The sequence below is a fragment of the Microcoleus sp. w2-18bC1 genome, assembly GCF_036700365.1.
Lineage (GTDB): Bacteria > Cyanobacteriota > Cyanobacteriia > Cyanobacteriales > Microcoleaceae > Microcoleus.
Genome location: NZ_JAUBOS010000032.1, coordinates 50,221 through 63,967 on the forward strand (window position 1 = coordinate 50,221; position 13,747 = coordinate 63,967).

The following is a 13,747-nucleotide window of genomic DNA, read 5'->3' on the forward strand; positions in this document are numbered from 1 at the left end:
GAATCTCATGCTATTCAAAACGTTTAGAAAAGGGGTATTGGCTCGGGTCATCGTGGGTGCAGCCGTGATAGTATTTGCGATCGCCTACAACTCTGCTCAATCTCAGCATATCGACTTCCCGCCTGAAAGCAAGAAAACCCAAAACGCGATCGTTTAGAGCAGTCAAGATGTCACTTTGGCGAACTTTACCGGACATGGCTTCAGGAGTCTGATGAATCCTTAACCAAACTTCTCTGTTGCCCGAAGCTGGTCAAATTCTGTTGTAAACGTTGATGAATGCGATCGCTCACCAGCCAGCACTTATCTCATCATCACTCAACCGCATTAGGCAAACTCTCAAACCACCACACGCTTGGTACGGACATGATCGAGCGCTCTCCGCTAGCCGATCGCCGATCGCCCTTAACCTCCCATTTTTCGGAAATCTTAGCGGGGTGAGCCACCGATCGCCCGTTCGCTTGTTTTTGCGCGTTTTGTAGTGGTCGGGTAGCGCTCCTGCTCATCTTATTGAGCGCTTGCAACAAGTCCGAGAGGGAGTGGAAATATAACAATATTTTGCCTGACTTACTATATAGGTTTCTAGTAAGACAAAAAAATAATTTGTAAGACAAATATTAAAACAGTCTTACTTATGTCTTACGTGTATGTAAGACACGGCGTAAAACACCTCGGAAAGACCCAACTAAAACAAACACTATAGCTTTGGTACAGTACCCAGAACACCAAAACCATAACTACTGATTAGTACCACATTTGCTCAGGTTGACGCTTCAGCTAAAACAGCAAAACTCCCGATTTATAACGGTTTAGCTAGTATCTGGGAGTTTATTAACACCAACTAAAACTAAGTAAATAACTAAATACCCCGGCTATATTTGTGCAGGAGTTAGTTGTCTTACGTACTGCCTTACGCATTTTGCATTTTGTCTTACACTTGACCCCCTACTCTCTAGAATCACGCCCAAGAGGTATATTGTTGGCTCCGAATTAAGGTTGTTTGTCCGTTTATAGAAATGGTTGACTGAACCTTGACTCCCGTTTATGGAAACGGTTAGATAGAGACAGCAACCATTTATGAAAACGGTAATGCTGCACCAGGGCTGTTAGGTAATGCTTGAGAACGTGAGATCAGACTGCCTACCGAATTTCAAAACGATGCGCTTGGAAAGACGGTAGTGCGCCATTGAGAGATGTCATATAACGCAATACGGTTCACTTAAGGCTAGGCAGTGCTTAAAACAGTAAAAATAGGAGGATTCATTTTTATTCCAGTACCTCTATGTTGAACTTTTTTGGATAGGAATTTTGAAACAGGCTTTTTCACCACTCTTGGGTTATTTCTCTGAACCCTTTCCGGTAAACTTTGGTCAAGTATCTCCAAAGTTAACCAACTTAAAAAAAGGGAAGTTCTTGTGGTTCTAATCGCTGAAATTTTGGTAGTGCACGACGAATAACTCGTAATGTTCCCGTAAAAGACAGACGTAATGGTGAAATCTCTGCACTATGCGCTGCTTGACAAATTAATGACCGCACCGCCCAATGTCCTAATAATAGACCATAAATTTCTTGCACTACTTCCTTCGGTCTTTGAGAACGAATATGAGTTTTTCGCTCTAAGAGATGTACTTTGAGTTCATCTATTGTATTTTCGACTTCCCACCGTTGATGATATTCGCAAGCTAGTAACTTGGCCGGAAATTTTTTATTATCCAACAAACTTGTAATCAAACGATATCTAGTTTCGGCTTCCGGCTTCTCTAAATTTTCAATTTTATACTCGATTACTCTAATTTTTATAGGTGGAAATCCTTTTTTTCGGAATTTACCGGGTGGATAAATCAAACTCAAATAAGAACCATCTTTTTGTTGTGTTTCGTTTGTGAATTTAACATTAGATGGAATTCGCCCTAAATAGTCACAACCTTTGCTGACAGTAGCTTCTACCATCGCATAGGAATGTAAACCTCTATCCCACATCAACAACATTTCTGGGGTAACGGAGCGTAATAATCTTAACGCTCTTACTCTTTCTCCTATCTTATATGGACAGATTAAGGCATCGAATATTAAATGTGTTCCTGCTTCTACTAAAATGACTAATCTAGCTTTTGGAAATGCAGCTCTTGTACCTGGACGACTCCCTGGACGGCCAAAAACTCTGGCATTTTCATCACTGTCTGGGATGTCTAAGCAGGTTCCATCTATCGCTATAATTCTCAATCCATTGAGAAAAGCTCCTACTGTTTCAACCGTAGCCATTGGTTTTACCAACTGATGAAACAACTGTGTCATTACTCCTGCTCCTAATCTTTGTCGGGCTTGAGTAATAGCTGCTTTACATGGGATTTTCCAATATTTACCAGTTTTTAACCCGACTTCATTAAGCCCATCAATTAGATTTTTTAGCACATCCCGCATTGAGTCTTTTGACCACAGGCTCATTGCTATTATTAGACATACTACCAGTTGTGATGGTAGCCCGCGATGCCGTTTTTCTTTAACTTTTGTTTTGAGAATCGCCGCTTCTATTGCTGTTGATGGAATTGCTATCTCTATAGCTTTGAATATCTCCTTACTTTTGAGCTTGGGAGATTCTAATAATAATTTTTTTAAAGGCACTGTCCTTGATTTCCTTTTTTGTACATAATACCTAGTTTACTACTTTTTCAGCCTTAAGTGAACCGTATTGTCATATAACGGTCAAGTGCTTGAAGCGGGACAGTGCGAGCTTCGCGAACATGTTGTTGTAGCTGATTGACTAAGTACGCAAAACACCGATCTAAAGCTGGCACAAATGAGAAACTATCAGATGTGAGCAATGAAAACTGTAGGCTCATGTTGTTCGACTGCATACCCTGAATGAATCCGTCGTTCAGAGATATTATGATATTAGGCATACATTTGTGTCCGTGAAGATGTTCGTATTCCACGAGATTTTTCAAAATTGCATCTGGGCTAGAGGTAAACGAATTACAAAGAATAAAGCTATAAATCTGATCCCTAAAATTGCGATCTTGATTGAATTCATCGCTAGGTGTGGCGGCGAAGGGAACGGCCATCCCAAAATTTCTAAAGGAGGCAAGAGATCCTAGCCCTTCATCAGTCTTGTGAGCATACCTGCGAAGCAACTTAGCTGACCTAATATTATCTAATGCATTGAATAAAACCCCTTTATCAACTGAACTCTTTACTTCACCGTTTGCAATAACGCCCTCAATTGGAAAATAGGTAGCATCCGGAGTGTCATTAATTGAGTAGACAGGGCAAAAGTCACGCTCGAACATAACAATATCTTGTTGTTTACTCTGCTCACCATAGCTATCGATTAGCAAACCGCTTCCTATAGATACATAAGCTGGTAATAATTTCACAAGTTGCACACGTGCTGGATGTTCGCGCGCGCTACCAATCAGTCCAGGCGTACCAGCATCGCTTGCATCTGCGAACTCCATTACAAGCTTTCGCCCAATGCGATTAACGAACTGTGTTGGATCAAAACCTGACATATATCCCCCTTACTTTGCTAAGCTTGCGTGACTACTCGTTGCTCAATATTGTAATTCTGTTACCAAGGTATTTATGAATTTCTTCAACGCCGCAAAAACCATAAAACCCTATCAGGGATTGAAACTGGACAGGTTCAGCCTAACTGTGGCTATAACGGTTAAGCCACAAAAACCCTAAAACCCTCTCAGGGATTAAAATCGAATTATTAAACAGCGCCGTTTAAGCTTTACTGGCTATAGCGGTTTCAAGTCATAGGTGGGAAATGTGACTATTTCCGCCTAGCTGTAGTGCTTTTAAACCACGGGTAAGGATAGGAAAAAAATTGGTGGAATAAAAATTGTTTATACTAAAGCTTAAAGCTGTGAATAATCCTTAATCACTTTAACAATGTAAACTTGTAATCGCGTGCTTTTTGATACAACATTTATTTTTCCTCTCCTTTGCATATACTTTCTTGCCAAAATAGCTCTCACTAAAGACCCAGGTATTTCCTAAAAAATAAAATCTTTAGGCTGTGGATAACTCTTAAGGAATGAAAAATTAATAACTTGCACAATTAAACCCCAGAAGCCTTGATCCAAGGTAAACTCTTGCTCTATTAGTCACCTTATTTATTTTTCATTCCTAAGTGCTTCAAACCTGGAAACCTGTAATCGAGTGCTTTTTGGGGTATAGCCGAGATACGCGCAAAATAGGACATGACGTAAAGTTTTGTAAATATAAGACAAAATGACTTGAAGTAGCAAAGCCTGAAATGTTTAGCAGTAAAAGATTTCCGCTTTTTGGGTCTGTACGAGGGCAGAGTAGTAATACTACTCTGCTCTAGCTGACTGAGTGTTGGCAGCTTCTTTAGGCGGAAGGGACATTGAAAAGCGGCATTGTTACAAAACTTTACGTCGTGTCCTCGGAAAGCCCGTATCTCGGCTATACCCCTATCTAGTCCAAACTGTCGGGGAGATAATTTTAGCTGATAGATCATCTAAATAGAAATCGTAAACAGGTTCTCCTGATAATTCACAGCAAAGAGGTTCAATAATTTTAGTGAACGGATTCCAAACTATTGTTACAGTCCGTTTCGTTTTCTTTCTTTGCAACTCACATTGAATATGTACTGTAGGTAGATGGATAATCATTGCACTGTGCAACCAAGCTTCTACACTCATTGCATAACGCTCTTGGATATCTAACAATTTTCGATCTAGCTCTCTATTAGTAGCTTCAATTCGAGCTAATTCTTTGTCTAATTCATCACCAATCAAATTTTTTAACTCAATCTTGTGGCGAATCCCAGAGCTAATCGTGTTGTAATAATCCTTGAGTCTTTCTTCATCCCTAGCTCTTGCTCTTGTTAATTTAGCCTGCCAATTATCTAAAGATTTTCCAATCAATATTCCACTTTGATGTTCGATTAACTTCAACAACTCATCAAAAGGAATAGAAAATGGTGTTTCTTGATTATCCACATCCATTCTGTCAGACTCCCAAAATAAAGCATCCCCAATTTGTACTGGTGTTACTCCTGTTATTTCATTGATAATAAACGAAACTAGACCAATCCTTTTTTCTTCGGCATTCGCTGTGTAAGCCACATTACATAAAATGTAGCGAGTGGTTGATGGTTTAGCATCTACAAAACGAATTAACCCATTTTGAGGTTTGAATCTCTCTGGTATGCTTTTGTCAAATCCCGTAGCTTTTAGATAGCCATCAAATTTTACACCCAAGGCACTAATCTGCCCTTTGACAGCTAATAGTTCAGATAATTTATTTAATACTTCTGAATGATAAGTAACAAAAACACTTTGAGGTACATCAGTGATAGTTGTAAAAGTTACTTCTTCTGGTAGAGAAAGTAACGAGGCTATGTTTTCATTTAACAGCGCATTTAAAACGTGTTCCCCAGCCGGTTCAGCTATTCCGTCATGGAGAGCTACAATTTTTTCTAAAGTAGTAATTATTGGGTCTGATAACATATTTAATCAAATCAATTTTTCAAGCTTCAAAATCTTCGCCAAAAATCTGTTCATCCAGTTCTTGAATTTGCTCATATTGTTTTTGGGCTTTCAACAAATTATCTGCCAATTGCTCAAAGGCTTGATCTAATTCGGGTTTAACTTGATGCTTAAGCCAGATATCCATGACAACTTCACTAAAGTCAAATTCATCATCCACATTGCCTAAAATTGTTTCAATTTCTCCGACTACCAGTTCAAACATATTAATTTTGTCGTGCAGTATCCGCAGAATATACTCTTCGATACTGCCTTTGAGACAGAAGTTAAAAATAAAAACATCCTGGGTTTGTCCGATGCGGTGGATACGACCAATGCGCTGTTCAATTTTCATTGGGTTCCAGGGCAGGTCATAATTAACGATCGCATTAGCAAACTGGATGTTACGTCCTTCTCCCCCTGTTTCCGATGCTAAGAGTACACAAACATTATCCCGAAATGCGGCTATAGCCTCATCTTTCTGTTTAAGGGACATTCCGCCAGTAAATTCTGCAAAGGGGATATTTTCCGCTTGCAGCGTTTTAGCTAAATAGGTGCTAGTTGCTTTATGGGTTGTGAAAACTAAGGTTTTCTGGCGAGATTTGGAGAGCATCTCTACTAAGGTTTTTGCTTTCTCGACCTGCTTGACTTGGGATGCTCGTGCAGCTAAAGACTTCAGTTCTTCATCGGGTAGGCGGATAGTCAGTTGCTTGAGGGAGTCAGCTAAAGCATTAGGGGATGAACCCGCTCGCATTAGCAAATTAGTACGGGAGAGTCTGTCTAGTTTGTCCTCTGAAGAACGTAGATACTTGCTCAAGTCTTGGTAAAGTTTCTCCTCTCCGGCTGCCGGGGTAACGGTAATTGTGGTGGCGAAGCGTTTGGGCAGTTTGACATCTACTAGGGCGCGGGTATTTCGTACCATAACTTCCCGCATCAGAGTGCGTAACTTTTCGGGATTTTTAGGGACTCGTCCATTATTGGAATTGACGTATTCTTTTTTAAAAGCGGCTTCTGTTTGTAGCAGTCCCGGTTTGAGGAGGGTTAGCAGATTAAACAGTTCCACAAGGGAGTTCTGCACTGGCGTAGCAGTAAGCATGAGGATAAACCGCTTATTGAGGGCGTTGACCAGTTTCCAGTTGAGGGTACTGCGATTTTTTAGATGGTGTGCCTCATCGACAACAACCAAATCCCAAGTACGACTGGTGACGTGAAGATAATGTTTAGCAGACTTAGCCGTGTTTAATGAAGCGATAATTCGCGGATTATTTGTCCAAAATTCGTCTATCGGTTGTTGTGGGTCACGGTTATCTGTGGTGATAGTAGCGATATTAAATTTGTCACTTAACTCTGATTGCCACTGGGAAACTAGGGATGCCGGAGTTAACACTAGGATGGACTTTACCATCCCCCTAGCTAAGTATTCGGCGATGATTAGTCCCGCTTCAATGGTTTTACCCAATCCGACTTCATCCGCTAGTAATGCCCGTCCACCCATTTGTCTGAGGACTTTTCGGGCTGTTTCAATCTGATACCAGTATTTGTCGATAGCAGTTAATGTGGGTAGGCAAATGAGTTGGTCATAGTCTGCCATTACCGAGAGGTTAAACAGGTCTAAACGCGCTTCGTAGAAGTTAAGCGGGTCGTATTTACCAGCTTTCAGGGCTTCTAAGGCAGTGGAAGGATTGAATTGAAATGTATAGTTTTTTTCCATATTTATAGTTTTTCCTTACTTGGTCTGCTAAACAGACCTGTCCGCTAGCCTAAAAGCTTTGCTAGGTAATAAGTGTAGTCATTATCCTTAGCGTTTGAGGCTAAGAATACGGGCGACCCACGGCTAGAACCCTTTATTGTACAGCAAGCGTTATGATGCTTGGTAATGATACGGAAGTAGTGGTGAGACATAATCCTTGTCCCATAAGCAATACGGAGGACAGTTTTAGCTCTAGTCGAGTCTCCGAAACCCTTACTGGCTATATGCTGGACTATTTTTTCAAGGTTTAAGTAAGCGCGCACTCGTTTCAGAAAATGCGTAAAAAATGGCAGGGCTTCCTCGCCCTCGGCGGTGCTGGGCCGTTAAAAAACTGTCCGAAGTATTGATCAACAGGTTTTATCAAACATATTGATTGATTTTATGAACCTAAGCACTTTGTTTAAATTCTAGACAAATTTAAGGTAGCAACAATTAATCCAGTTCGATGTCTTGGATGCGCTGTTTATAAGGTTGGTTATTTGGTTGAATATTTTGCTCTTCTTGCTCAATTAATTGTATCCAGATATCATTCCAACTTGACTGTGGATTAACAAGTTCTGCATTCGGTAGCAGCGCAAGCGCATTTCGAGCGAGCTGAGAATTTTCGGCGATCGCTATAATAACGCTATCGAGTTCTTGTAAGAATTGTATAGGCAGTTGTGAAGCTCGTTCAATTCCTAGGTAAATTGTGGGTGGTGTTATTGCAGAGTTATCCTGGTTATTTTCCTGTTCAATAAGCAAAATTGAAAGGGCTTCGATTGGGTTACACGCAATCACAGCTCGCTCAATTTCTCCAGTAGTGGCTACCCAGAAAGCAGCTTCAGATGACAGGGGATGGGTTGTAGTAAAGTTGCCTCTTTCATCGAGAACAAAAGCGAAGCTGGCTTCCCCGTCAAGCGTCCGTGCCGTAAAGACAGCCTTTTCTGAGCCGGCATACAGCCAAGAATGAGAGTGCAATAAATCGAGCAATTCTAAAGGTAAACTGTACTCGACTGCTAGATGCGATCGCACTTTTTGCCACTGAGTTTCATTCCTTTCAGGCAGGATTGATAATTGTAACTCTAACTCATTTGCTGTTGCAGGAGTTGGAGGTACGGTTGTTTCTAGCTCAGATTGTGACAACTCTAACTCATTTGCTGTTGCAGGAGTTCCAGGTGCGCTTGCTGCTAGCTCGGATTGTGACAACTCTAACTCATTTGCTGTGGCAGGAATTGCAAGTGCGGTTGTTTCTAGCTCGGATTGTGACGACTCTAGCTCATTTTTCTCTGCCTCGCTAGGGGCGTTCGCTAAGTGTTGTGGCTGCATTAAAGCCTCAATTAGGGCGTTATCTCGCCCTTGGTCATAGCTAACGCCTCGATGCTTCTGCAATCCAGAAAAAGTGTAGGCTTTACCCAACTGAGTACCACTTAAAGCGACTCCATCTAAATTGTAAGAAATGCCTTTACTGAAGCCGATTCCAGTTCGAGTCAATCCGACTTGCACCTCTACGCCTTGTTGCTGCAACCGCTCAACGAATTCTGGCATACTTAGATTGTCTTGGGTAACTTCATCAATTAGGTCTTGCAATTGCACCCTGACGCTCTTGTTTCCCTTGCTTTTTAATTGCCTGTGTTCTCCTGTAGTCTGAGCTCGCTTGTCTGTTTCCCAACTGGGTGTAACAGTTTCCAGGCTGTAGTTCCGTTCGAGTTGGCGAATAGTTTCTTGGCTTTTGTAATAATCCCAGCTATCGTCAACAACACCTCCATCTAGGCAAATGCGACTGGCGACTATGTGAATGTGGTCGTGTTCTGTATCGCTGTGCTTGACAACTGCGTACTGGTTGTTGTCAAATTCCATCGCTTTCATGTAGTTGGCTGCGATCGCCAGCCAGCGCTGGTCATTTTCTTCAGAATCTTCTAGTTTTTCGGTGCTATCGACAGATAAAGTGGCGTGAAAAACTGCTACTTTCAGGTTAGGTCTTAGTTGTCGGGCGATGCCAAATTCAGCAGCCAATTCTTCAGGAGTTTGTCCGCACATAGTACCGCCAATTAGAGCAGCGTCTTTTTTGCCCAGCACGTAGTTCAGACAGCCTCGAAAGCCTGTACCTTTGATTTGTTTGCCAATCATAACCGAAAAGCCGTCAGTTGCACAGAATCGATTGCTCAGGCGGTAAAGCCCAGGCTTGTTAATAATTAGCGTATTGTAGATTTGGCGAGGTTTGCAACTATAGTTTTAATTGCCTTCCCGTTTTCTCGAATGAGTTGCTGTACGCTTTCTAAGAGTCCTGTATTGACAACAACGGGTTCTCCCAATGCCACAGCACTATTGCAAGCTTTAGTAAGTTGATTGAGGTTGTTTCCTGCAATTCTAAGTTGGGCATCAATCTTGCATAACACTTGATAGGCTTTTAAGTCAAATGCAGCTAGAGGGCGCGGCATGGTTCTCCTCAAAGCTGCACGCCGCATGAAGTCGCTCATGCTCAAATTGACTTGCTCTGCTCTTGCTTTGATTTGATTGTAGTCAGAGTCAGTGAGGCGAATGTGAATATGGTTGGATAGCAGCTCTCTAGGTTTTGCTTCCGATAAAGTTTTCATAGTTTTTAATCAGTAAAAACCTCTTGCCAAGATACAAGTTAACAACTGTAATTAAAAACCCCTAGTCAGGTGATTTTATCCCCTCCAATTGGAGAGGGCTGTTTAGACAGTTTATTAAGGTAGAGACTGACTATAATTTTCTTTATTTGTATAGAATAGTGGATTTAGGTGCGATCGCACTTGAATAAGTGATGAGCTTGTTGAATTGCTTTTGAAGCATTTTCTCCCTCTAATTTCTTAGAGCTATAGAATATTCAGCTTAAATCGTAGTACAAATAGTTACAATTGTCATTAAAGCTAAAGAAAGTATTAAACCCGACCTTACGGTTAGGCTTCCGTAAAAGGAGGGTGCATTATTTCTCTTCCTGCACGTAAAAGTCTGGTTTGTGATCACAAAAACATTGCTTGCTACCGATTGAGAACAGCCATAACCGACCTCAACCAGCAAAGGCAGTCCTTGCACAAAAAAGCAGCAATTTAACCGAAAAAGTCAGGCATTTGCAGGATATTTTCAGGTAAATGCAGGTAAAGTGCAGTTCCTGCAAATACCTGCATTTACCTGATTTTGTACTGCAAACGCCTGACTTTATACTGCACTTGCCTGACTTTAGGGCACACAACAATTAGCTAATTTTTTAGCGTTTTTAACAAAATCCGAATTGATTTAATAGTCAAGTTACAGTATTTAAGTTGAATTAAGAATCAAGTTGAGCAAGTGTGAGGAAATTGGCAGGTAGCTAAAATTTTAGAAGTGATTTTGTAGTGTAGTACCCACTATGCCAGCAATAAAGCTGAGGCTGGACTATCTGGTTTTTGCGTTCCGTTGAGGCTGTTCGCGAGTGTAAGGCTTACCTCGATCGAGTGTCCGCTGCTGTCTATTGCTAGCAGTTAACTACTAAACTACTATCGCCAGCCTTTCAATTCTTTGCAAGAGTAAGCGAGTGCGACCTGAATTTTTAGCAGCGGACGAGAGGAAAGCAGGCGCGATGGAACACAGATTTTCCAGCTCGGCTCGAAACCATCCTGATAAAAATGCTTTCACTTCATAGTCAGCTTGTTGCACTTCCTCTAACAAACTAAAACGCCCGTCAAGCAATGCCACGATGTCTTCAATATCAGAACTAAAATAAAAGTTACCCCCACCTCTAGCAATGAAAGCTTCTATTTTGGAGGCGAGGAGGTAAGGCGTTGAAAAAATTAGGATTTGCCTACCACTTGGAAGTTGGTAGCGAATAGAATTAGCAATACCTGGCTTGTACCAGCGGTTAGAAAACCCCAGCACCGATTCATCGCATGGCATGACATCAATGGAAATGCCCTCATACTGCCAGCGACATAGGGGTGCACCTGATTCTGTAGTCTCTTGAAGCCCAAGGGTTCGCAACAAGTTCGAGAAGTTGTAATATTCAGCTCTGGACATGATTTCGACAACACAATCAACATCATCGGTAGGTCGAATGTCAGGAGCCGCCACTTCGTCCAGATACAGGGATATCGTTGCTCCTCCTGTGAAGACGATGGTAGTGCGTACTTGAGAGAGTACCCTGGCAACTATTTCCAGCATGAGTATCTGCGGGTTCATAGAGCAGCGACGATCCTCTTTTCAAGTTCGCTAGCGGCTAAACGTTGCTCCCGCACCCGACCAACTCGAATAGCGTCAATCAAGCTGAGCAAGGCATAAAGTTTTGGATCGTTACTGGCAGCTTGGGGGACTGAACGGTACAGAGGCGCGATTGCCTGCCCTCTCACGACACCTTTCGGGTCAGGCCAGACGTAAACCTCAGATGGCGAGGCAACCAGCTTGCTTTTCAATGGCTCAGCAGAATGTGCAGTTGGCAGTCCCCGCGAGAGGGGACCTGGTTGGGCGTAGAATACATAGCGCAACCCGTGAACCAAGAATTCCAACACCGCTTGCTTCAAAATTTTCCGCTCGGAGCCATAATACAGACCGGCAGCTTCAGAACGCTCAAGGGCAGCATGAACCTCTGATGCGCTCATTCCCAAGCTTTGAGCGAGAGAACTGTATGTCCAGTTCGTTGAATCCCAACTGTGGACTTTGAGTATTGCAAGGATATCTTGGGGTTTTAGCATAGCGGATGAGCTCGTGCATTGTTTCCTTGTTTCCTTTATTCTACATTCGCGAATAGCGAATAATTAAGGTGTGGCGACTTTAATTTACCGCTCGGCGATTGTTGAAGGGCGTGAGCCATGTAGCCAATACAGCGCTCGCCCCGGCCGCTTGAAGCCGTTGTAGGTAGGAGCGATCGCACTATAAGTTTCAGAAAGCTTAGCCGGAACTTTCCTTTACCGGTATCGGTATAAATATATCTCCCAACATTGCTATTGCTACCACTGCTCCTAACTTTTTTCCCTAGCTTCCTATCAGGCATAAAATTTAGTTTACAAGAGAGCGAGCTTTTGAGCGATCGCTACCCAGGCGCGATGGAAAAATTGCGGCAATTGATGCCAGTGCTGCCACAAAAGCCGCCACAACAACAGGAGCAATGTGAGCAATCGGCACAGTCGAATATCGGGTAAAAATCAAGCTACTTAACACCTAGGATTCCCCATTCATCAGGGTGCATTATTTTTTGTCTGCATATATTAGTCAGGGTTTGCGATCGCAAAACCATTGCTTGCTACCGATTGAGAACAGCCAAAACCAGCCTCAACAGGTCAAGACACGAACAGCACAAAAAAGCAGTAATTTGACCGAAAAAGTCAGGCATTTGCAGGATATTTTCAGGTAAATGCAGGTAAAGTGCACCCCCTGCAAATACCTGCTTTCCGCCTGACTTTATACTGCAAACGCCTGACTTTATACTGCAAATGCCTGACTTTAGGGCGCACAACAATTAGTGATTTTTTAGCGTTTTTAACAAAAACTGAATTGAATTAATAGTCAAGTTGCTGCATCTGAATTGAATTAATAGTCAAGTTGCTGCATCTAAATTGAATTAATAGTCAAGTTGCTGCATCTGAATTGAATTAATAGTCAAGTTGCTGCATCTGGATTGAATTAATAGTCAAGTTGCTGCATCTGGATTGAATTACAGCAAGCGTATCTTTTCGCTTGGTCACTCAACTCAAAACCTTGACGCACCTTTGCTTTCAATCTGCTTGTCACCCCGTCAACACCCCCCCAGGTGGATTCCACCTGATTATTGATTGGGTACTAAAACTCAGAATCACGCCTTCAACGAATTCTTTGACTTGCTCGGTCGCAGCAGCCGCTTCTCGCGTTTAGAGGGTGTAATTTCAGGAAGTTGATAGGCGGCCACCAGTCGCTGCGACGGGCGGTCAATTCCTCCCGCAACTCCCCCACATCGGACGGTTCCTGTTCGTACTCAGCTCTTCTTTGGAACACTATCCGCGAAGATTCTAAATTTTCAAGTTTTCGGTTTGCGGTGGCGATTGCGAGTTTCGCCGGAGATATTTGATGCTCGCGGTTGTTCATGATGCGATTGATGGCGGCTTCTCTCGACGGTGCGAGTCGCGAACAGATAAGTCTGCTGGAATTCGACAAATGTTTTCATGGGAATAACTCACTTATTTGGAGTGAAGCTGACTAAGAGCCAAGATCGATACAGAGAGACGAAAGCCTAGACTGGACAAGGCTCGCAGTGTGTTCTTGGATTAAACCCAATCTTCAGATTCAGGCGAAAATCTCCCGTCGGAGTCTGAAAGCGGCTTGAAATCTGGCAGCAAATCAAGCTGATGCGCTTCAGTATCTGCTGTGAAGATTGGCAACTCCGGTTCTGGCTCTGATTCCAATGGGGCGTGAGGCACAAATGACTGTTCCCACTCCTGCTTCGAGAGTTCGATTTCTGTCACTGCTTTTGTTGTCGGCTGTTCCCACTCCTGCTTCGAGAGTTCGATTTCTGTCACTGCTTTTGTTGTCGGCTGTTCCCACTCCTGCTTCGAGA

13 protein-coding genes are annotated in these 13,747 nt (G+C 42.5%); all 13 read right to left on the reverse strand.

Translation table 11 applies throughout. The features are described from left to right. Positions 1–10: 10 nt before the first annotated feature. Positions 11–196 (reverse strand): hypothetical protein, encoded by a 186-nt coding sequence (locus tag QT979_RS17505; protein WP_333311226.1) that lies wholly within the window; start codon positions 194–196, stop codon positions 11–13. 115 nt (positions 197–311) lie between these two features. Continuing rightward, complete coding sequence (locus QT979_RS17510) at positions 312–503, reverse strand: hypothetical protein (protein WP_333311227.1); 192 nt, start codon at positions 501–503, stop codon at positions 312–314. Positions 504–1,392: 889 nt separating this feature from the next. Further along, positions 1,393–2,619 (reverse strand): IS4 family transposase, encoded by a 1,227-nt coding sequence (locus QT979_RS17515; protein WP_333311228.1) that lies wholly within the window; start codon positions 2,617–2,619, stop codon positions 1,393–1,395. Between the two features lie 53 nt (positions 2,620–2,672). After that, positions 2,673–3,506: a DUF6602 domain-containing protein gene (locus tag QT979_RS17520; protein ID WP_333311229.1), complete on the reverse strand. Its 834-nt coding sequence runs from the start codon at positions 3,504–3,506 to the stop codon at positions 2,673–2,675. 933 nt (positions 3,507–4,439) lie between these two features. Next, positions 4,440–5,480, reverse strand: coding sequence for a hypothetical protein (locus QT979_RS17525; RefSeq protein ID WP_333134554.1), 1,041 nt, complete (start codon positions 5,478–5,480; stop codon positions 4,440–4,442). 19 nt (positions 5,481–5,499) lie between these two features. Continuing rightward, on the reverse strand, positions 5,500–7,209 hold the full coding sequence (locus tag QT979_RS17530) for an SNF2-related protein (protein ID WP_333311230.1): 1,710 nt from the start codon (positions 7,207–7,209) through the stop codon (positions 5,500–5,502). Between the two features lie 471 nt (positions 7,210–7,680). Continuing rightward, positions 7,681–9,354 (reverse strand): relaxase/mobilization nuclease domain-containing protein, encoded by a 1,674-nt coding sequence (locus QT979_RS17535; RefSeq protein ID WP_333311231.1) that lies wholly within the window; start codon positions 9,352–9,354, stop codon positions 7,681–7,683. 65 nt (positions 9,355–9,419) lie between these two features. Beyond that, positions 9,420–9,821 carry a plasmid mobilization protein gene (locus tag QT979_RS17540; RefSeq protein WP_333311232.1) on the reverse strand — a complete coding sequence of 134 codons (402 nt, stop codon included), beginning with the start codon at positions 9,819–9,821 and terminating at the stop codon, positions 9,420–9,422. Positions 9,822–10,716: 895 nt separating this feature from the next. Continuing rightward, positions 10,717–11,403, reverse strand: coding sequence for a hypothetical protein (locus QT979_RS17545; RefSeq protein WP_333311233.1), 687 nt, complete (start codon positions 11,401–11,403; stop codon positions 10,717–10,719). Then, entirely contained in the window at positions 11,400–11,912 is a 513-nt protein-coding gene (locus tag QT979_RS17550) for a hypothetical protein (protein WP_333311234.1), read from the reverse strand. The genes QT979_RS17545 and QT979_RS17550 overlap by 4 nt, the downstream gene beginning before the upstream one ends. Before the next feature lie 304 nt (positions 11,913–12,216). Further along, positions 12,217–12,378: a hypothetical protein gene (locus QT979_RS17555; protein WP_333099039.1), complete on the reverse strand. Its 162-nt coding sequence runs from the start codon at positions 12,376–12,378 to the stop codon at positions 12,217–12,219. A gap of 639 nt (positions 12,379–13,017) precedes the next feature. Next, positions 13,018–13,347, reverse strand: coding sequence for a hypothetical protein (locus QT979_RS17560; protein WP_333311235.1), 330 nt, complete (start codon positions 13,345–13,347; stop codon positions 13,018–13,020). A gap of 110 nt (positions 13,348–13,457) precedes the next feature. Further along, a partial coding sequence (locus tag QT979_RS17565) for a hypothetical protein (RefSeq protein ID WP_333311236.1) occupies positions 13,458–13,747 on the reverse strand: 290 nt, incomplete at its 5' end.